Genomic DNA, 19,203 nt, shown 5'->3' with positions numbered 1-19,203 from the left:
CTTGGTGTATGGTGATAATTGGTGTATGATTATTGATATACGATAATTTAATATTTGAAATCCGCAGGTTTCACATATACACGATATTCGCGAATCATGCCCGGATAATTCTTTTCGGCACGGGGAAGATAACGGAAGCCTGTCACCGTTTCCACTTTGCTCAAGTCAATCACCAAGTGATGAGGATAAGCCACATTATCCACTGTCATCCAGAAAGTGGATTCCTGCAAGTCGAATATCTTATCGGCGGTACGGTTGCCACTGCGGGTTTCTTCGCTGTCGGCGTAACGAATCTTCCAATGTTCGCGGGATACCGGTTTGCCGTCCGCGCCTAATACGTCAAATTCTGCAATGGCGGCAATGTTATCGTTGGCTTGCGGAGACAATGCTTCGAGACAGAAGAAACGTCCTTTCACCGGAGCGGTGAAGCGTACTTCCTGCCAGCCGTTGCCCGGGGTAAAGGCGCCTTCATATACGGCTTTCTCAGTTGACAGATTCAGTTTTTCGCCTTCCTTACGATGTGTTTCCGGTGCTTTTTCACGAAGTACATCGAGGATAGGTTTCTTCAAGCCTTTAATGGTGGCTTTTGCCGGACCTTTCAAGTCCAGGACAAGGATTTCATTCTCTCCTTCTTTCAGCCAACAGCCTGGCATGAAGAGGGTTTGCTGTGGACCGATTTCCCAAAAACGTCCCATGGCATGACCGTTCACCCAAACCATGCCTTTGCCCCATGTGCTCATGTCGAGGAAGGTATCTCCTACTTTATCGAGTTTAAAGGTAGCCTTATAATAAGCAGGCATAGTAGGCAGTGCCTTAGTATCCTGATAGTTCTTGTTTTTAATAAAAGAGTAATCTACCGGGAAGTTATACACCGTCCAGTTTTTCAGTTCCTTAGTCCGGTCGCCCGAAATCAGTTCCACTTTTTCTGTGATACCCTTGCGGTCATGGATGGATTTGTCAAAATTGACACGTCCCATCGCTTCAACAAGAATATCCAGTTGCGTACCTTTCTTCAGTGCGGGCAGAGTCGTTGTAAACTCTCCTTTGCGACGGTCTAAACGAGCCAGGAGCTTGCCGTCGGCATATATCTGTGCCCAGTCGTGCACTTCTGTTATCTTCAAGGTTGTGCCTGCGGCAGTAGTTTCAAGCAGAGTTGTGCGATACAAGATTGTTCCCCAACCCTGATTGAACTGTTCCATCGGTTGAATATCCACCGAGTGTTTCGCTTCCGGCAGGTTAGAGAAAAGCGGAGCTATTTTAGTGAAGTGAAATTCGGGAATCTCTATTACAGGCAATGCAGCGGGAGCTTCCGGCAATGTCTCGCCAGCCGGGAGATAGTTTTTCAACAAGTCACGCAATAGGAAGTATTTCTCTGTCGTCCAACCGGGCTCACTGATTGGCGCATCATAATCATAAGAACTGCACATGGCAGAATAAGCCGGGTTGTTGGCGCCGCCCCAATGTCCGAAGGTTGTTCCACCGTGAGTCATATAGAGACTGAAAGAGATATTGCGGTCGAGCATCTCCTTGATACCTTGTACCATATCTTTGGCAGGGCGTGTCTCATGTTTGCGTCCCCAATGGTCGAACCAGCCACTCCAAAATTCACTGCACATCAGCGGAGTTTCGGGACGAAGCTCTTTGAGTTTCTTGAATTGCTGGTCGATATTGGCTCCTGTTCCGAAGTTTACCGTCCAAATAAGGTCGTCAAGCGCGTTGTTGGTAAAGTTACTGCTCCAATCACATTGGAACAAAGGCACATCGGTGAAACCGGATTCGCGGACTAAATCACGCACGGCAGATACGTAGGGCTTGTCTGTCCCATAAGAGCCATATTCGTTTTCCACCTGCACCATGATGATATTACCGCCTTTATTTACTTGCAGCGATGCCAGTTGCTTGCCGATTTCTTTCATAAAGATGCCTACACGTTCCATATAATAAGGGTCGAGCGTGCGCAATGCCACGTCTTTTTTCTTCAGCAGCCACCAGGGAAGTCCGCCCATCTCCCATTCCGCACATACATACGGGCCGGGACGGACAATGACATACATGCCATGTTTCTGTGCGGTACGGCAAAAAGCGGCAATATCATTCTGACCGGAGAAGTCGAACTTTCCTTCTTCCTGTTCGTGGATATTCCAAAAGATATAGATACAAATCGTATTCATCCCCAACGCTTTGCACATCTCAATGCGATGGTCCCAATATGCCTGCGGGATGCGGGTGTAATGCAGTTCGGCCGCTTTCACCACAAATGGTTTGCCGTCGAGCAAGAATGTATTCTTGCCAACCTCAAATTTACGGGCAGTAGTTTGTGCCTGTGCACTACTAAAGATAATGACTGTAAAAAGTACCAGTAAAGCTATCAATCTGTTTTTCATGGTTTATTCAATATAGAATTTTAATAGTATACGGCAAAGGTAGGCGATTCACCTAAATGAGAGGGCATAATTATCATTCAAAAAGGGTTGGAAATAAAGCAAAATAGCCCCATCAGGGGCTATTTTGCTTTATTTCTATATATTTCCGGAATTATTGTTTTGCTAACCAGAGACTAAAAAACTTATCATACACCTCATAATAATCACGTTCTTTTGTGATAAAGTCCTTATCCAAAAGCCCATTCACAGCAGACTTGACAGAACTGGGGGATGCTAGCCCATAACGTTTGCAAAACGCTCCCGAATTGACGGCCCTAGCTTTTCCTTCTTTATTAATAGCAATAAAAACTTCTTTTTGTTTTTCGGGTAATTGATATAAAAGTTCGGCATAGGTATCCGCTGTGAAGTTTACAATATAATCAACGGCAGTCTGTATCATATCCATTCCGCAGACACCCTTCTCCGGAGTCTTGAGAAAAAGCACATTCATCACTTTCTGCAAATAAAAGGTTCCACCTTCAAAGCGGTCGTACAAAGCATCAACCACGTCCGGACATAGAGTCTTATGATTCTCACGAAAATGCCCGACTGCAAATTCCCGGTATTTATCTTTCGAGATAGGGGGAAGATTCATAATAGTCACACTCTGATAGAACGGACGGGAAGGAGAAGTAAAGATGCTTCCCATTAAATGCCGCTGCGAACCGGCAAATATAAAGTGAGCATTGCTGCAATACTGCACATATGTACGTAATGTTGCCTCAACGGTATCTTCGTCATATTTTCCTATCTGTTGAAATTCATCAATCGCCACCAGACAGGGCTTGTCCGCTTTCTGCAAATAGTTAAATATTTCATCCAAGGAAACTGCCGGATTAGTGATATCTCCCAAACTAATAGACCAGGAAGGCATCCCCGATATATCATAAGAAATACCGGCTTTCAAAGAGGACATAGCATTAACAAATAATTCCCAGGATTGTCTTCCACGGGGTTTCAACTCTTCCAAAATAGCTTTCCCAAGCTTATTTACCAAATCACGCAATGAACGGGTCGCATAAATGTCCACAATAAACGTATAAAAACGCTTGTTTATTTCCGGACAAGAAAAACAATGCCTGATTAAATCCGTCTTTCCATATCGTCGCGGAGAAATCAAAGCTATATTATTTCCGTTAAGTAGCATTGTTATCACGTCCTCTGTCTCTTTTTCCCTATCACAGAAGTACTTTGCTGAAACATAGCCATTAGTTACAAAAGGATTGTTCATACCTATATTACATTGGTTTCTGCTCCAAAGATAATGAATTTATAGTAATGGTCAAAAGATGATGGTCATAAAATGACCATCATCTTTTGACCATTACTACATTACTATAACTAAAATCAGTTTTCTTTTGTCAGCAGGCTTTCCAGCTCTTCCGCATTCAATCGGAGATAGAATTGCCCGCGATAAGCTACGGAAATAGCGCCCGTTTCTTCAGAAACAATGATGGCATGGGCGTCCGATTGTTGCGAGATTCCCATAGCCGCACGGTGGCGCAATCCTAATTCTTTGGGAATATTCAAGTCATGGGATACAGGAAGGATACATCCGACCGCTTTGATACGTTTCTTACTGATGACCATTGCGCCGTCATGCAGAGGGCTGTTCTTGAAGAATATGTTTTCAATCAGGCGTTGGTTGATTGCTGCATCAATCACTTCGCCTGTACGGACGATTTCATCTAAGGGGACATTATGTTCAATGACAATCAACGCGCCGACTTTTTGTTTGCCCATACTCAGGCAAGCCATCACCACCGGCATAATGTCGTCATGCTTCAGGGCTTCTTTCTTCGAGCCGTTGAAAAGCCGTGCCAATGCACTGACGTGACGGTGAGAACCCAAGGTCAGCAAGAAACGGCGTATCTCATCCTGGAAAAGAACAATCAAGGCTATCACACCCACATTCATTAAGGTGTCGAAAATAGAACCCAACAGTTTCATTTCCAGCACTTGCGTCACTACGAGCCAAATCAAGATAAAAACAAGGATGCCGGTGAAAACCTTGATGGAGCCGGATGCTTTCATCAGTTTGTAGGTATAGTACAACAGCAAAGCTACCAGCAGAATATCAATAAAATCTTTTATGCCAAATTCAAAAAACATGCTATCTTCCTTTTATTTGCTATATGAACTCTCTTCTTTTATCTTTTCCGTGATTCGGACGGCTTCCACGGCTTCGCGTACATCATGTACGCGAAGGATATTCGCGCCTTTCATTAACGCCACAGTATCCAATACGGTTGTCCCGTTCAGCGAATCCTGCGGGGTTCCGCCCAATAATTTATAAATCATGGATTTCCGGGATACCCCCACCAAGAGCGGAAGTTCGAAAATGCTGAATTCTTCCAAGTGCGCCATCAGCTCATAATTATGCTCCAATGTCTTACCGAATCCGAATCCCGGGTCGAGGATAATATCTTTTACTCCCAAATCACGGAGTTGCTGCACTTTACGGGCGAAATACAGGAACACCTCTTTTATCAGATTGTCGTAATGAGGTTCTTTCTGCATACTCTGCGGGGTTCCCTGCATATGCATCATGATATATGGCACGCCCAATTCGGCTACCGTACGGAACATACGGTCGTCCATCTCACCGGCAGCTATGTCATTGATAATGGCTACTCCATATTCCTTCACACATTGTTCCGCCACATCAGCACGGAAAGTATCCACAGAGATGACAGCGTCCGGATGGTTACGGTTCAGGATTTCCAGTCCGGTGCGCAGCCTGCGCATTTCCTCTTCGGCAGAAATATGTTCGGCATTAGGACGCGAAGAATAAGCCCCTATATCAATAATGGAAGCACCTTCGTCAATGATTTGCCGGGCACGGGCTGCAATATCTTCTTCGGTCTGCATCCGGCTGCCGGAATAAAAAGAATCGGGAGTCACATTCAAGATACCCATCACCTGCGGAACGGCGAGGTCGAGCAACTGCCCTTTCACATTTATATAAATAGGAGATATAGGTTTTATCATTGATACTATTCCTTTTAGATTGCCTACAAATGTAGATAAAAAAAGCAAGTATTGCACTAAAAATAATAAATAAAAGAGACCGAAACATTCAACGTTGATTCTACTCCGTACGAATATTATCAGCGTTGTCAGGAATACTTGATGGAACCTGTTGTGCTCAGTATGTCTGACACATTATTCAATATGGCTGCCGGGCGGCATGACACACGCATGCGGGCAGTAGCTATCGCCACCCAACTGGACTTTACCTTTGGCTTACGCCTGAGTAAAAAACACTCCTAACTCCTGCCAATTCCGAAAGAATAGCCTATCTTTGCAACGTTTTAAATTAAAGTTCAGGTTATGAAACTTTCTGCTCTTTACAAAATTTTTCAGGAGTGCCAATCAGTCACAACTGACAGCCGGAACTGCCCGGACGGTTCTTTGTTTATCGCCTTGAAAGGCGAGTCGTTCAACGGCAATGCATTTGCCGAAAAGGCATTAAATTCCGGGTGCGCGTATGCCATTGTCGATGAGGCCGGATATGCCGTAGAAGGCGACAGACGCTATATACTTGTAGACGACTGCCTGCAAACCATGCAACAACTTGCCAATTACCACCGCCGCCAGCTCGGCACACGGATTATCGGCATCACCGGTACGAATGGCAAGACAACTACCAAGGAATTGATTTCCTCCGTCCTTTGCAAAGCCCATAATGTGCTCTATACCTTAGGCAACCTCAATAATCATATCGGCGTGCCGGCTACCCTGCTCCGGTTGAAACCGGAACACGACCTTGCCGTCATCGAAATGGGAGCCAACCACCAGGGAGAAATCAAGTTCCTTTGCGGAATAGCCGAACCGGATTACGGCATCATCACCAATGTAGGCAAAGCCCATCTGGAAGGATTCGGTTCGTTCGAGGGAGTTATCAAGACGAAAGGAGAACTCTATGACTTCCTTCGTCCCAAAAGTGATTCCACCGTTTTCATCCATCACGACAATTCCTATTTAATGAATATAGCCGGCGGACTGAACCTGGTTTCTTACGGTACGGAAGACGGATTGTATATCAACGGACGCATTACGGACAATTCCCCTTATCTTACTTTCGAATGGAAGGCGGGAAAAGACGGAGAGATTCACCAAGTACGCACGCAGTTAATCGGAGAATATAATTTCCCAAATGCCCTGGCTGCCATTACTATCGGGCGTTTCTTCGGAGTAGAAGCACAAAAGATTGACGAAGCCCTGGCAGAATATACCCCACAAAACAACCGCTCCCAACTCAAAAAGACAGAAGACAACACGTTGATTATTGACGCATACAATGCAAATCCGACCAGCATGATGGCTGCCTTACAGAACTTCCGTAATATGACTGTTCCCCATAAGATGCTCCTATTGGGAGATATGAGGGAACTCGGTCCCGAAAGTGCAGCCGAACACCAGAAGATTGTAGATTACATCAAGGAGAACGGTTTTGAGAAAGTCTGGCTTGTAGGCGAACAGTTCGCAGCCGCACAACATTCCTTCAAGACTTATGCCAATGTGCAGGAAGTCATCAAAGAACTGGAAACTAATAAACCGAAAGGATACACCATTCTCATCAAAGGTTCCAACGGCATCAAACTCAGTTCGACAGTAGAACACTTATAAACAGTGGAATAATTAGAAGCAAAATACTATAAAATAAAAAGAGAATGCGTCAAAAAGAAGTAAATACTAACTTTTTGGTGCATTCTCTTTTTTATTCATTCTTGGTCGTACCACATAATAGGCAAGTAAACTCGCCAAAATCGCTCCCGTAGAATTGGCTGCAAAGTCCATCCAATCCCCACCACGATAACTGGTACAGTATTCCTGCAACAACTCCACACAACCACTGAAAAGCACAGGGCAAATGAAGGCACCTACCCAAGCATGCCACATAGGAGCATTATCCCTGCGGTGCGCCCACAAAAATTCCAACCATAACATTCCCGACATACCGAAATACATGCAAATATGAACTAACTTGTCCAAGTTGGGAATCTCATTCAAATCCGTCTTGGGCGGCTTGAAGAACGATAGGTAAATCACAGTCAATATGATAAAAAGCGAAACGGGATATTTCTTAATATAAGATAGCATATCTAAATAAAATTACAGGTTCGATGCAAATATAAGCATCATTTTCTATATTTGCACTTTCATACGTATATTTATAACGATTTGTAAGATAAAACAAGATTTATGACGAAAAATGATAGAGCGAACTTCGGCAGTAAATTAGGCGTAATACTTGCTTCCGCCGGGTCGGCTGTAGGATTGGGCAATATATGGAGATTCCCTTATGAGACAGGAAATCATGGGGGTGCGGCTTTTATTTTGATTTATTTAGGCTGTGTGCTTCTTCTCGGACTTCCCATTTTGATTGCCGAGTTTCTTATAGGACGCCGTTCGAGAGCAAACACCGCAGGCGCCTATCAAAAACTCGCTCCCGGCACACATTGGCGTTGGGTAGGGCGCATGGGGGTATTGGCAGGCTTCCTGATACTCAGTTATTATTCAGTAGTGGCAGGATGGACGCTTGAATATGTTTTTGAAGCCGTCACGAATGGCTTTGCTGGTAAAACGCCCAATGAGTTCATTACTTCTTTCCAAGATTTCTCCAGCAACCCCTGGCGTCCTGTGGTATGGTTGGTGGCTTTCTTGCTGGTTACTCATTTTATCATCGTAAAAGGAGTAGAAAAAGGCATCGAGAAATCTTCCAAGATTATGATGCCTACCTTATTTATTATTATACTCATACTGGTAGTCTGTTCAGTCTCTCTGCCGGGAGCCGGTGCAGGCATCGAGTTTCTGCTGAAACCGGATTTCAGCAAAGTGGACGGGAATGTATTCCTTAGCGCGATGGGACAAGCCTTCTTCTCCCTTAGCTTGGGAATGGGTTGCCTTTGTACTTATGCTTCCTATTTCAGTAAAGAAACCAATCTGACTAAAACCGCATTCAGCGTAGGCATCATTGACACTCTTGTAGCCATATTGGCGGGCTTTATCATCTTTCCGGCAGCTTTCTCCGTAGGCATCCAACCCGGTTCAGGGCCGAGTCTTATCTTCATTACGCTGCCTAATGTATTCCAACAGGCATTTAGCGGAGTACCCGTATTAGCATACATATTCTCTGTGATGTTCTATACCCTACTGGCAATGGCTGCATTGACTTCCACCATTTCACTGCACGAAGTGGTGACGGCTTATTTGCACGAAGAGTTCAAACTCTCCCGGGGAAAAGCGGCAAGGCTGGTCACCGGAGGATGTATATTCCTGGGAATATTCTGTTCCTTGTCATTGGGAGTCACAAAAGGATTCACGGTCCTTGGACTGGGAACGTTCGACCTCTTCGACTTTGTTACGGCTAAAATCATGTTGCCGCTCGGCGGATTGTGTATCTCCCTTTTCACGGGATGGTATCTCGACAAGAAAATAGCATGGTCGGAGATTACGAATGACGGTTCATTGAAAGTTCCCGTGTATAAACTAATCATCTTCATATTGAAATATATCGCCCCGGTTGCCATCACACTGATATTTATCAACGAATTAGGATTCATCAAACTATGATGTGGAAAGACTTTTTTTATTTCACTAAAACCGAACGACAAGGAATTATCGTCCTTGTCGTTCTTATTTTAGGAACATTCGCAATTCCTAAGCTCTTCACGCTTTTCGTCCATCCCAAAGAGATGGATGCCGCGGAACAAGAGAAATTCGAAAAAGAATTAAATGAATTTATCTCTTCCCTCGAAGAGATAAAACCACACAGAAAATCTACCGACAGCTCCTTCCGGTCATCTCCCAAAAGAGAAATAAGGCTTACCGTCTTTGACCCAAATACGGCCGACTCCATGACTTTTCTGTCTCTTGGACTACCGTCATGGATGGCTAAGAACATCCTGCGTTATCGTAGCAAACAGGGACGATTCCACCACCCGGAAGACTTCCGGAAAATATACGGACTGACAGAAGAACAATATAAGACACTGCTTCCTTATATTCAGATTGCGAAAAGTTCCGAGCCAAGAGAAACAAGAGATACAATACAGCTATTAACAACAAAAAGCACACAGCAGGATAGCATATTCAAGTATCAACCCGGCACTATCATCAGTCTCAATTCTGCCGATACAACCGAATTAAAGAAGATTCCCGGAATCGGAAGCGCTATTGCCCGTAAGATTGTAAATTACCGTAAGCGGCTGGGAGCCTTCTGCCGGATAGAGCAATTGCAGGAGATTCAGCTAAAAGCAGAGAAGCTCCGTCCCTGGTTTTCCATTGACGCCGGACAGATACACCGTATCAACTTAAATAAAGCAAGCCTGGAACGAATGACGTATCATCCGTATATCAACTTCTATCAAGCGAAAATCATCGTAGAATACCGGAAAAAGAAAGGAAGTATAAAAAGCCTGAAACAGCTATCGCTCTATGAAGAGTTCACTCCGGCAGATTTGGAAAGGCTCGAACCTTACGTTTGTTGTGATTTATAAAAAAAGATGCATTCCTATCACACCAGACAAGAATGCATCACACACAAACAAAACAAACACTCTACTATCATCTTCACAGACTTCCGTAGAGAAGCGACTATAAATATATAACTAAAAGATAGAACTTCTGCTAAGTTCTACCTTTTTGGTATGTATTTTTAGAAATAAGGTTCCTAATTAATCTTTTTTAATCATGCCATCGACCATATGCACCGTCCGGTCGGTGATTTTGGCCAGTCCCTCGTCATGAGTGACGATGACAAATGTCTGCCCCAACCTATCCCTCAAATCGAAGAACAGTTGATGTAAATCTTCTTTATTATGCGTATCCAAACTACCGGATGGTTCGTCTGCCAGAATAACAGCCGGGTCGTTGATTAAGGCACGCGCCACAGCTACCCGTTGTTTCTCTCCGCCCGACAATTCGTTCGGCTTGTGAGAAGCCCGGTCGGCAAGCCCCATAAACTCCAGAATCTTCACCGCACGGTCATTTGCCTCTTTCGAAGAGACACCTGCAATAAACGCAGGAATCATCACATTCTCCAATGCCGTAAATTCCGGCAGAAGTTGATGAAACTGGAACACGAAACCAATATTCTTATTACGGAAAGCAGACAACGCCTTCTCTTTCATCCGGCTGACCACGGTTCCGTCAATCTCGACCATACCTGCATCCGGCTCGTCCAAAGTACCCATTATCTGCAACAGTGTAGTTTTACCTGCCCCACTCGGGCCTACAATACTGACAATCTCGCTCTTATTGATTTCCAAATCAATCCCTTTCAGCACCTGCAACGAACCGAAACTCTTCGTAATTCCTTCTAGTTTTATCATAACAGCCTTTTATAATCGTTTAATGACATATTCCGCCAAGTAGCACCCGAACACTGCCGGCATATAACTGACCGTTCCACAGGTCGATTTCTTATTCTGCTCATCATCAGTCAGCAGTACCGCTTTCGGATCGGCCTGTTCGGTACTGAATACTACCGGGAGTTTCCGCTTCATTCCCATCTTCTGCAAGCGTTTCCGCACCGCTTTGCTTAACCCGCAATGATAGGTATCCCAAAGGTCGGCAAAACGTACTTGGGTAATATCACTCTTCGCTCCTGCCCCCATACTGGAAACAATCCTGATGCGCCGCTTCATCGCTTCACTAATCAGATAGCATTTCGGACTGATAGTATCTATGGCGTCTACTATAAAGTCATACTTGGCGGCATCCAACAGTTCTGGTATATTTTCATCTTTGAGATAGACCGGCAGAACAGCCAACTCAATATCCGGATTAATATCCTTATAACGGGCAGCCAATACTTCCGCCTTCGTCAGTCCCAAAGTAGAATGCATGGCAGGCAACTGCCTGTTTATATTGGTAGGCTGCACCGTATCGGCATCTACAATCGTCATTCGTCCCACTCCCGCACGGCAAATCATCTCGGCGGCATAAGCCCCTACCCCGCCCAGACCTACTACCAATACGTGGGAATTCCGGATGCGGTTCATCTTTTCCTCACCGAGAAGGAGTTCCGTCCTTTGCTGCCAGTTATTTTCTTCCATCAGTTTTTCTTTAGCCATTTATAGAACCATTTACCAACCTTTTCATAGTGCTGCGACTCATTATGCCCACGAGGGTCAGAGAAAGAAACAATCTCCTGCGGCTCGCCGAACTGGTCGGGATATAAAATAATCAAACTATTATTAGAGAAATATTTTCCAAGTTGCGCGGGCAGGCGGTCGAAAGAAGAATCATAAGAGATAGAACCGCTACGGGCGGAAATAACCACCAGCAGGTGATCGTAATTCACTTGCCCTGTTAATAAAAGAAGGTCTTCCCATTCTTCCATCGTAGAGAACTCCGTCGGCGTCCCTGCATACTTTTTCTTCACAAGTTGCTGAAGCCTCATCAATGTCCGTTCATTCGCAAAGAAATGCACGCGGCATCCCAGGATGCTCCCCATCCGGCAGAAGTGTTCCACCCATTTCGCAAAACCCGTCTCATATTCGGCTTTCGGCGGAACGGCAATATTGATTCGCCGCAAAGTATTCACCGGCATCAGGAATTTGGCAATCATCACTTCGCGGTGCGTGCCTTTCAACAGGCTTTCCGCCAGATGCCCGAAGAAAGAATCCACTATATTGGCTTTCCGGTGCAGACCGATGACAACATCCGTAGCTTCATATTCCTTGATTGTATGGATAATCCCCGAAGCGATATTCAAATCATAACGGCTCACCATAGTGACAGGCACATCGGCAGCGGCAGCAATCATTGCAGCCTTCTCCAGATTACGTTTTCCCTGCAACTCCTTCTTCTCCGAACTGTTATTATCATTGATGACATTCAACGCTATCAACGCATTTTTCTGTTTAGCGTCCTTTATCACCAACGCAAGGTTGATAAGGTCTTCAATCGTATCCGGGTTAGCGACCGGAATCAATATCTGTTCATTGCTTTTCTTTGTTCCTTCTTCCGACTGTGTAGTTTCATCCAGCGCAAAACGACGTGCCGCACGCTCCGTCACCAACGAACTGATGACGCAAGTAAAGAGAATCATCACAACCGTACCGTTCAATACATCATCATTCAATAACCGTTCGCCATTCTCCATAACAATTTCGTGCCCAATCAATACTGCCGCCAACGTAGCCGCCGCCTGCGCATTACTCAGACCGAATATCATACTCCGCTCATTGGAGTGCATGCCATAAATCTTCTGCGTAACCCATGCAGCCAGCCATTTGCTGAAAGTAGCCACCACCGTCATCACAACCGCCACTTTCAGCGCTTCCCCACCGGTAAACAGGCTTCTTACATCAATAATCATTCCGACACCAATCAGGAAATAAGGAATAAACAGCGCGTTTCCTACAAACTCCAGACGATTCATCAAAGGAGATACATGAGGCACCAGACGGTTCAAGACCAGTCCGGCAAGGAAAGCTCCCAGGATGCCTTCCATTCCCACAAACTCCATCAATCCGCCACCGAGAAAGACCATCGCCAATACGAATACAAACTGCATCACGCTGTCATCGTACTTCCGGAAAAACCAACGGCCGATACGAGGGAAGAAGAAAACAATCAGGAATCCGAGAAAAGCCACTTTTGCCACAAGAAAGCCCCAAAACCAGCCGTCGACGTTTCCTTTGAACATACCGCCTATCACGGCAAGGATAATCAGAGCCAACGTTACGGTCACTGCTGTGCCACCGATAGTTATATTGACACTGCGCAGACGAGACAATCCGTACCTGCTTATAATAGGATAAGCAATCAACGTATGGGAAGCATACATACTCGCCAGTAGCACAGCAGTGAGAAAGCCATAGCCCAGCATACTCATACTGCTCCAGATTCCCAGTCCCATCGGAATAAGAAAGGTAAGCCAGCCGAACACGATACTTTTCGTCCGGTTCTTCTTGAAATCTTCCATATCCATTTCAAGTCCGGCAAGGAACATGATATAGTATAATCCCACTTTGCCGAAGAGTTCGAAGCTGCTGTCACGGTCGAGCACATGGAAACCATGTTCGCCAATCAGGACACCTGCCAGAATCATGCCTATAATATGAGGTATATGGAGACGCCCCAGAATCATAGGAGCAAACAGAATAATAATCAATACCAGAAAGAATACCCAGGTCGGGTCGGTTATCGGTAAGGTTAAATTAAAATCAAACAAGTTCATAAGCTGTGGCTTTAGGAATTCAATGCAAAGGAACAAAAAAGTTTGCAGAATCACAATGAATGTCCAAACTGTATTAATGTAAGCTACAGGCATTTCTTTTTCACCGCTTACCTATCAAGATATATTTCGTCAGTCACTTTTATTTCGTTACACTATAGTCTCCCTTGCGGATAACTATAGTGTAACGCAAGGAAGACTATAGTTATCCTTACGGAACACTATAGTGTAACGAAGTAATAATAGGCAATAAAGAAAGTCTAATCAGGCAACAAAACCAATCCGATTAGTACCGTGACGGGAAATGGTTCACTTTTGGTGCGTTTATCCTGTCCGGCAACTACACCTGACTATACGTAAGGTTTAAGTAATCCGCCGAAAAACGGAAATATTTCTCTCAAAAGCGATGTTTATATGCTAAATTGTTATAATTTTGCAGCCAAATATCTTCTATTCGACAGCGGATAGAGAGAAATTCAATATTCACAATTTAACAAAAGAAAAAGATGAAAGTAGCTATTGTTGGCGTAAGCGGAGCCGTGGGACAGGAATTCCTGCGCGTGCTCGATGAAAGAAACTTCCCGTTGGACGAGTTAGTTTTGTTCGGTTCTAAACGTAGTGCCGGAACAACTTATACTTTCCGCGGTAAACAAATCGAGGTGAAACTCTTACAACACAACGATGACTTTAAAGGGGTAGACATTGCTTTCACTTCTGCCGGAGCAGGAACATCCAAGGAGTTCGAGAAAACAATCACCAAGTATGGTGCTGTGATGATTGACAACTCCAGCGCATTCCGTATGGATGCCGATGTGCCTTTGGTAGTGCCTGAAGTAAATGCCGAAGACGCATTGGAGCGTCCTCGCGGCGTCATTGCCAACCCTAACTGTACAACTATCCAGATGGTAGTTGCACTGAAAGCCATCGAAAAGCTTTCTCATATAAAAACCGTGCACGTGTCTACCTATCAGGCAGCGAGCGGCGCAGGTGCCGCCGCTATGGACGAATTGTACGAACAATATCGCCAGGTATTGGCTAACGAACCTGTAACCGTAGAGAAGTTCGCGTATCAGTTGGCTTTCAACCTGATTCCTCAGATTGACGTATTCACAGAAAACGGTTACACCAAGGAAGAGATGAAGATGTTCAACGAGACACGCAAAATCATGCATTCCGATATCAAGGTCAGTGCAACTTGCGTACGCGTTCCTGCATTGCGTGCCCACTCCGAAAGCATTTGGGTGGAAACAGAACGTCCGATTTCCGTAGAAGAAGCCCGCGAAGCGTTCGCTAATGGCGAAGGACTAGTTCTTCAGGACAATCCTGCTGAGAAAGAATATCCGATGCCGTTGTTCCTGGCAGGTAAAGACCCGGTTTACGTAGGACGTATCCGCAAAGACCTGACGAACGAGAACGGACTGACTTTCTGGATTGTAGGTGACCAGATTAAGAAAGGTGCCGCACTGAACGCCGTTCAGATTGCCGAGTATCTGATTAAAGTAAAAAATATATAATAGATTAGTGCGGAGATAAAATCCGGACATGTACAAAGATAAGCCTAGTTAATGAACCGGCTTGCAACGCGATAGTATTCGCAATGCAAGCCGGTTTTCTTTTTTTTTAGAATGCCAATGATTATTCACTGATTAAAGCATTAGAAAATAAGTCGAATGTTCATTCTATGCCGGGAATTACTTTTACTTCCTATACGGATAAATACGTGATGCCGCGCTTCGAATAATATTTTGATATAGTATATAAGAAAGCGGGGGTATCAAAGGTCGGTAATCTAATCTTTGGCGCACTCTTTTTTGCTATTTGCCCAAAACAAAAAGGAATATTTTTCAGTTATTCAACAGAAATACATACCTTTGCAACCATAGAAAGTACTTCAAGCCGCAATTGCCTCTGCGTTATACACAAACAAATACGGTGAAAGATGCTGATAATAATCTAAGAATCTAACCGTATGAGAATTTACAAAGCGCTTCTCCTCTTAAGTCTTTTCATGACTCTAATTTATAGTTGTTCACTCCCTGCCGATGACGAAGAAAAGGAAACCTATCTAGAAGAGGAAGATAATGCCACCGCCGAACTCCCTTGGGAAGGAGAAACGGATAAATTCACTATCAATGCAAAAGAAGGAGTGCGCTTGGACGCTCCACAGGAAGACGGTGGAACAGCATTTATTACAATCCCGTCCACTACCGTAAGAAATACCCGTTGGGAATTTGGAGTTCATCTCACCTTCAATCCATCTGCTAATAATTACGCACGGTTTTATTTAGCATCCTCTTCCAATATACTGTCCGGCAATTTAAACGGTTATTATGTACAAATAGGTGGAGCAAAAGATAATGTAGCACTTTACCGTCAGAACGGTGAGCAACGGAAACTATTAGCTTCGGGAAGAGAACTAATGAAAGGAAATAATTCACCGAAACTATACATAAAAGTAGAATGTGACAACAACGGTTACTGGACTTTTTGGACACGATTGGAATCGGAGAGCGAGTACACTAAAGAGAAGCAGGTAAAAGACACCAGCATACAAAACTCTGTCTGTTCAGGCATATATTGCGTTTATACAAAAACTCGCAGCAAAGGATTCATATTCCATCATGTACAGCTAACGAATAATATAGAAACTACTCCCAACCCCGACGACACACCGGATAAGCCTGAAACTCCCGCAGACCCGGTTCTGCCCGATTATCCGGAAGAAGTCAGAAACATGCTATCATTCAATGAAGTGATGTATGATAATGCAACAGACGGTGCAGAGTACATAGAACTCTATAACCCGTCCGGTTCCACCGTCGCTGTTCCATCATTAAAACTCATAAGATATGTCGATACAGGTTCTAATTCTACAGAGACCAAGACGACAGTTATCCTGCAGCAGCCGGACGGCATTCAGGAAATAAGTATTCCCCCTTATGGCTATATATGTCTTACTAAATCTGCCGCTACGCTCATCAGGAAGCATAAAGTTAGTAAAGAGACCATCATAGAAATATCCAACTTCCCCAAGTTGACTAATGAAGACAGCTATCTGGCAATAATGACTAATGAAGAAAAGTCACGGCTTATCGACAAGTGCAGCTATTTTGAATCCATGCATAGCTCTAGCAATAAAAGACATCAAGGCATCTCCCTCGAAAAGCTTTCACCGGAATTACCTTCTTCAACCAGAAAGAACTGGAATTCTTCCAAAGATTCTACTGGCGGGACACCGGGGAAAATAAACTCACGAGAATAAACTCGCCCTCACTGAGTACCTTGGAGTAGTTGCTTTTTATATGGTTTTGAATGAAACACACCTATTAAATGAAAGAAATTATATATTCAAAAAGACTATATTTGCGTACATTTGCAATCTGATGTAATACCCTTAATTAAATCAATACAATGAGAAGAAGCTACTTTATTCTTATTTTTATCTGTTGCTCTATCTACGGAGTCGCACAAGAACAGGGCATCCCTGTCCCAAAACATCATCAATTGAAATGGCACGAAGCAGAGATGGGGGCTGTATTTCATTACGATTTGCATGTATTCGACGGCATCCGTTACGGACAAGGTAACAACCGTATCAACCCCATTGAAGATTATAATATTTTCAACCCGACAGAATTAAACACCGACCAATGGATAGAATCTGCTAAAGCTACCGGATATTATCAATTTCAGTGCATATTCCATAGAGTAAAAAATAGTCAGAAAAGCCCGGCATTATTAAAATAAAGAAATAACACCAAACTTTCCCCCATGAATAAAAAGACACTATTTCCCCTCGCACTCGTACCCTTTGCAGCAACCACCCTGCAAGCACAAAGCAACGTACAAACAGAACGTACGGACAAACGCCCGAATATCATTCTCTTTATGGTGGATGACATGGGATGGCAGGACACGTCACTTCCTTTTTGGACACAAAAGACGCATTACAACGAACTGTACGAGACTCCGAACATGGAACGGTTGGCTCGCCAGGGAATGATGTTCACCCAAGCGTATGCCAGCAGTATCAGTTCCCCCACCCGATGCAGCCTCATCACCGGAACGAATGCAGCCCGCCACCGTGTAACCAACTGGACACTGCAAAAGAACACGATGACAGACCGCAAGGACAACCTGCTGGCTGTTCCCGACTGGAATTATAACGGTGTCAGCCAAGTGCCCGGCACTAACAATACCTTTGTAGGAACTTCTTTCGTACAAATCCTAAAGGACAGCGGTTATCATACCATCCATTGCGGAAAAGCCCATTTCGGTTCTATTGACACTCCGGGAGAAGACCCACACCATTGAGGATTCGAGGTAAACATAGCCGGACATGCTGCCGGCGGACTTGCCAGCTATCTCGGAGAAGAGAATTACGGACATACCAAAGACGGAAAACCGGTTTCACTCATGGCTGTTCCGGGACTTGAGAAATACTGGGGTACGGAAACGTTCGTTACCGAAGCATTAACGCTGGAAGCTATCAAAGCATTGGACAAAGCCAAGAAATACAATCAGCCTTTCTATTTGTATATGGCTCAATATGCTATCCATATCCCTCTGAACAAAGACATGCGCTTCTACGATAAATACAAGAAAAAAGGTATGACCGACCACGAAGCCGCTTATGCCACCCTTATTGAAGGAATGGATAAGAGCTTAGGCGACCTGATGGACTGGTTGGAGAAGAATGGAGAAGCCGACAATACTATCATCATCTTTATGAGCGATAACGGTGGACTTGCTTCGGAATCCGGATGGCGTGACGGAAAGTTGCATACACAAAACTATCCCTTAAACAGCGGGAAAGGCTCGACTTACGAAGGTGGTATCCGCGAGCCGATGATTGTCAGTTGGCCGGGAGTGGTAGCTCCGGGCAGTAAATGCGATGACTATCTGCTGATTGAGGACTTCTACCCAAGTATCCTCGAAATGGCAGGAATTAAGAAATATAGAACAGTCCAGCCGATAGACGGAATCAGTTTTCTGCCTTTACTGAAACAGACAGGTAATCCATCCAAAGGACGCAGCCTTTTCTGGAACATGCCCAACAACTGGGGAAATGACGGACCGGGTATTAACTTCAACTGTGCAGTCCGTAACGGAGACTGGAAATTGATTTATTATTATGGCAGCGGGAAAAAAGAATTATTCAATATCCCGAATGATATAGGTGAGAGTAATGACCTCAGCACACAGCATCCGGACATTGTGAAAAAACTATCTAAAGAATTAGGTAGCTACCTGAGAAAAGTAGACGCACAGCGTCCAACTGTCAAAGCAACCGGCAAGCCATGTCCGTGGCCGGATGAAATCAATTAGTTCATTCAGCAAAGGAGTGTTTAAAACATAAAGTGTGGCGGGGAGTGTGGATTTATTCCACACTCCCCGCCACACTTTCCACATATTCCCCATTGCTTTCTACACATCTGCCCTATCCAAAACGACCATTACAACATTATATATCAACAACTTACATGAATATTTTTTCTTTGGCACACACTTTGAGCTATATTAAAAGTCAATGTAATAGTAATAACCAATTCCTTAACACAAAAGTAGAGAATTGAAAACATATTT

Annotated in this window: 13 protein-coding genes and 4 pseudogenes; 9 read left to right on the top strand and 8 right to left on the bottom strand. The window is 44.3% G+C overall.

Annotated elements, in window-relative coordinates; translation table 11 throughout:
• Window positions 1-47 precede the first annotated feature (47 nt).
• From CLIN57ABFB40_RS15425 to folP, 4 genes are all read right to left on the bottom strand, one after another.
• Window positions 48-2,384 carry a beta-galactosidase gene (locus CLIN57ABFB40_RS15425; RefSeq protein ID WP_175630904.1) on the bottom strand — a complete coding sequence of 779 codons (2,337 nt, stop codon included), beginning with the start codon at window positions 2,382-2,384 and terminating at the stop codon, window positions 48-50.
• A 151-nt stretch (window positions 2,385-2,535) separates the two neighbouring features.
• On the bottom strand, window positions 2,536-3,654 hold the full coding sequence (locus CLIN57ABFB40_RS15420) for an AAA family ATPase (RefSeq protein ID WP_175630903.1): 1,119 nt from the start codon (window positions 3,652-3,654) through the stop codon (window positions 2,536-2,538).
• Window positions 3,655-3,770: 116 nt separating this feature from the next.
• Complete coding sequence (gene cdaA / locus CLIN57ABFB40_RS15415) at window positions 3,771-4,535, bottom strand: diadenylate cyclase CdaA (RefSeq protein ID WP_175630902.1); 765 nt, start codon at window positions 4,533-4,535, stop codon at window positions 3,771-3,773.
• A gap of 12 nt (window positions 4,536-4,547) precedes the next feature.
• Window positions 4,548-5,414 (bottom strand): dihydropteroate synthase, encoded by an 867-nt coding sequence (gene folP, locus CLIN57ABFB40_RS15410; protein WP_175630901.1) that lies wholly within the window; start codon window positions 5,412-5,414, stop codon window positions 4,548-4,550.
• Between the two features lie 69 nt (window positions 5,415-5,483).
• On the opposite strand from folP, the pseudogene CLIN57ABFB40_RS20525 reads away from it, so the two are divergent.
• Window positions 5,484-5,666, top strand: a pseudogene (locus CLIN57ABFB40_RS20525) (hypothetical protein); the annotation flags it as partial.
• 90 nt (window positions 5,667-5,756) lie between these two features.
• Window positions 5,757-7,055, top strand: coding sequence for a UDP-N-acetylmuramoyl-tripeptide--D-alanyl-D-alanine ligase (locus CLIN57ABFB40_RS15400; protein WP_175630900.1), 1,299 nt, complete (start codon window positions 5,757-5,759; stop codon window positions 7,053-7,055).
• A 66-nt stretch (window positions 7,056-7,121) separates the two neighbouring features.
• Here the strand turns inward: CLIN57ABFB40_RS15400 and CLIN57ABFB40_RS15395 are convergent, their stop codons facing one another.
• Window positions 7,122-7,529, bottom strand: coding sequence for a VanZ family protein (locus CLIN57ABFB40_RS15395; RefSeq protein ID WP_175630899.1), 408 nt, complete (start codon window positions 7,527-7,529; stop codon window positions 7,122-7,124).
• Window positions 7,530-7,631: 102 nt separating this feature from the next.
• Between CLIN57ABFB40_RS15395 and CLIN57ABFB40_RS15390 the strand changes: the two genes are divergently transcribed.
• On the top strand, window positions 7,632-9,002 hold the full coding sequence (locus CLIN57ABFB40_RS15390; RefSeq protein WP_175630898.1) for a sodium-dependent transporter: 1,371 nt from the start codon (window positions 7,632-7,634) through the stop codon (window positions 9,000-9,002).
• On the top strand, window positions 9,002-9,928 hold the full coding sequence (locus CLIN57ABFB40_RS15385; protein WP_175631239.1) for a helix-hairpin-helix domain-containing protein: 927 nt from the start codon (window positions 9,002-9,004) through the stop codon (window positions 9,926-9,928). Before CLIN57ABFB40_RS15390 ends, CLIN57ABFB40_RS15385 begins: the two co-directional genes overlap by 1 nt.
• Window positions 9,929-10,105: 177 nt before the next feature.
• Here CLIN57ABFB40_RS15385 and CLIN57ABFB40_RS15380 read toward each other — a convergent pair whose 3' ends face one another.
• From CLIN57ABFB40_RS15380 to CLIN57ABFB40_RS15370, 3 genes are read right to left on the bottom strand one after another with little or no spacing between them, the layout of a single operon-like run.
• Window positions 10,106-10,762: an ABC transporter ATP-binding protein gene (locus CLIN57ABFB40_RS15380; protein ID WP_175630897.1), complete on the bottom strand. Its 657-nt coding sequence runs from the start codon at window positions 10,760-10,762 to the stop codon at window positions 10,106-10,108.
• A gap of 9 nt (window positions 10,763-10,771) precedes the next feature.
• Complete coding sequence (locus CLIN57ABFB40_RS15375) at window positions 10,772-11,506, bottom strand: ThiF family adenylyltransferase (protein WP_175630896.1); 735 nt, start codon at window positions 11,504-11,506, stop codon at window positions 10,772-10,774.
• Window positions 11,488-13,620 carry a cation:proton antiporter gene (locus tag CLIN57ABFB40_RS15370; RefSeq protein WP_175630895.1) on the bottom strand — a complete coding sequence of 711 codons (2,133 nt, stop codon included), beginning with the start codon at window positions 13,618-13,620 and terminating at the stop codon, window positions 11,488-11,490. The genes CLIN57ABFB40_RS15375 and CLIN57ABFB40_RS15370 overlap by 19 nt, the downstream gene beginning before the upstream one ends.
• Before the next feature lie 503 nt (window positions 13,621-14,123).
• Here CLIN57ABFB40_RS15370 and CLIN57ABFB40_RS15365 point away from each other — a divergent pair.
• The 5 genes and pseudogenes from CLIN57ABFB40_RS15365 to CLIN57ABFB40_RS15350 all read left to right on the top strand — a co-directional run bounded on the left by CLIN57ABFB40_RS15365 (window position 14,124) and on the right by CLIN57ABFB40_RS15350 (window position 18,945).
• Entirely contained in the window at window positions 14,124-15,131 is a 1,008-nt protein-coding gene (locus CLIN57ABFB40_RS15365) for an aspartate-semialdehyde dehydrogenase (protein WP_175630894.1), read from the top strand.
• A gap of 110 nt (window positions 15,132-15,241) precedes the next feature.
• A pseudogene (locus tag CLIN57ABFB40_RS20365) lies at window positions 15,242-15,358 on the top strand (DUF4857 domain-containing protein); the annotation flags it as partial.
• A 228-nt stretch (window positions 15,359-15,586) separates the two neighbouring features.
• Window positions 15,587-16,879: a lamin tail domain-containing protein gene (locus CLIN57ABFB40_RS15360; RefSeq protein WP_175630893.1), complete on the top strand. Its 1,293-nt coding sequence runs from the start codon at window positions 15,587-15,589 to the stop codon at window positions 16,877-16,879.
• Window positions 16,880-17,028: 149 nt separating this feature from the next.
• Window positions 17,029-17,295 (top strand): annotated as a pseudogene (locus CLIN57ABFB40_RS15355) (glycoside hydrolase family 29); the annotation flags it as partial.
• Between the two features lie 93 nt (window positions 17,296-17,388).
• Window positions 17,389-18,945, top strand: a pseudogene (locus CLIN57ABFB40_RS15350) (sulfatase).
• Window positions 18,946-19,203: the final 258 nt, after the last annotated feature.

It is taken from the genome of Bacteroides acidifaciens (genome assembly GCF_903181435.1).
Taxonomy (GTDB): Bacteria; Bacteroidota; Bacteroidia; order Bacteroidales; family Bacteroidaceae; genus Bacteroides.
This window is presented reverse-complemented; position numbering and strand designations above follow the sequence as displayed.

What these genes read in the sequence shown, in the direction of transcription:
- CLIN57ABFB40_RS15425 (WP_175630904.1), bottom strand. Translation starts at nt 2,384, where the DNA reads ATGAAAAACAGATTGATAGCTTTACTGGTACTTTTTACAGTCATTATC.
- CLIN57ABFB40_RS15420 (WP_175630903.1), bottom strand. Translation starts at nt 3,654, where the DNA reads ATGAACAATCCTTTTGTAACTAATGGCTATGTTTCAGCAAAGTACTTC.
- cdaA (WP_175630902.1), bottom strand. Translation starts at nt 4,535, where the DNA reads ATGTTTTTTGAATTTGGCATAAAAGATTTTATTGATATTCTGCTGGTA.
- folP (WP_175630901.1), bottom strand. Translation starts at nt 5,414, where the DNA reads ATGATAAAACCTATATCTCCTATTTATATAAATGTGAAAGGGCAGTTG.
- CLIN57ABFB40_RS15400 (WP_175630900.1), top strand. Translation starts at nt 5,757, where the DNA reads ATGAAACTTTCTGCTCTTTACAAAATTTTTCAGGAGTGCCAATCAGTC.
- CLIN57ABFB40_RS15395 (WP_175630899.1), bottom strand. Translation starts at nt 7,529, where the DNA reads ATGCTATCTTATATTAAGAAATATCCCGTTTCGCTTTTTATCATATTG.
- CLIN57ABFB40_RS15390 (WP_175630898.1), top strand. Translation starts at nt 7,632, where the DNA reads ATGACGAAAAATGATAGAGCGAACTTCGGCAGTAAATTAGGCGTAATA.
- CLIN57ABFB40_RS15385 (WP_175631239.1), top strand. Translation starts at nt 9,002, where the DNA reads ATGTGGAAAGACTTTTTTTATTTCACTAAAACCGAACGACAAGGAATT.
- CLIN57ABFB40_RS15380 (WP_175630897.1), bottom strand. Translation starts at nt 10,762, where the DNA reads ATGATAAAACTAGAAGGAATTACGAAGAGTTTCGGTTCGTTGCAGGTG.
- CLIN57ABFB40_RS15375 (WP_175630896.1), bottom strand. Translation starts at nt 11,506, where the DNA reads ATGGCTAAAGAAAAACTGATGGAAGAAAATAACTGGCAGCAAAGGACG.
- CLIN57ABFB40_RS15370 (WP_175630895.1), bottom strand. Translation starts at nt 13,620, where the DNA reads ATGAACTTGTTTGATTTTAATTTAACCTTACCGATAACCGACCCGACC.
- CLIN57ABFB40_RS15365 (WP_175630894.1), top strand. Translation starts at nt 14,124, where the DNA reads ATGAAAGTAGCTATTGTTGGCGTAAGCGGAGCCGTGGGACAGGAATTC.
- CLIN57ABFB40_RS15360 (WP_175630893.1), top strand. Translation starts at nt 15,587, where the DNA reads ATGAGAATTTACAAAGCGCTTCTCCTCTTAAGTCTTTTCATGACTCTA.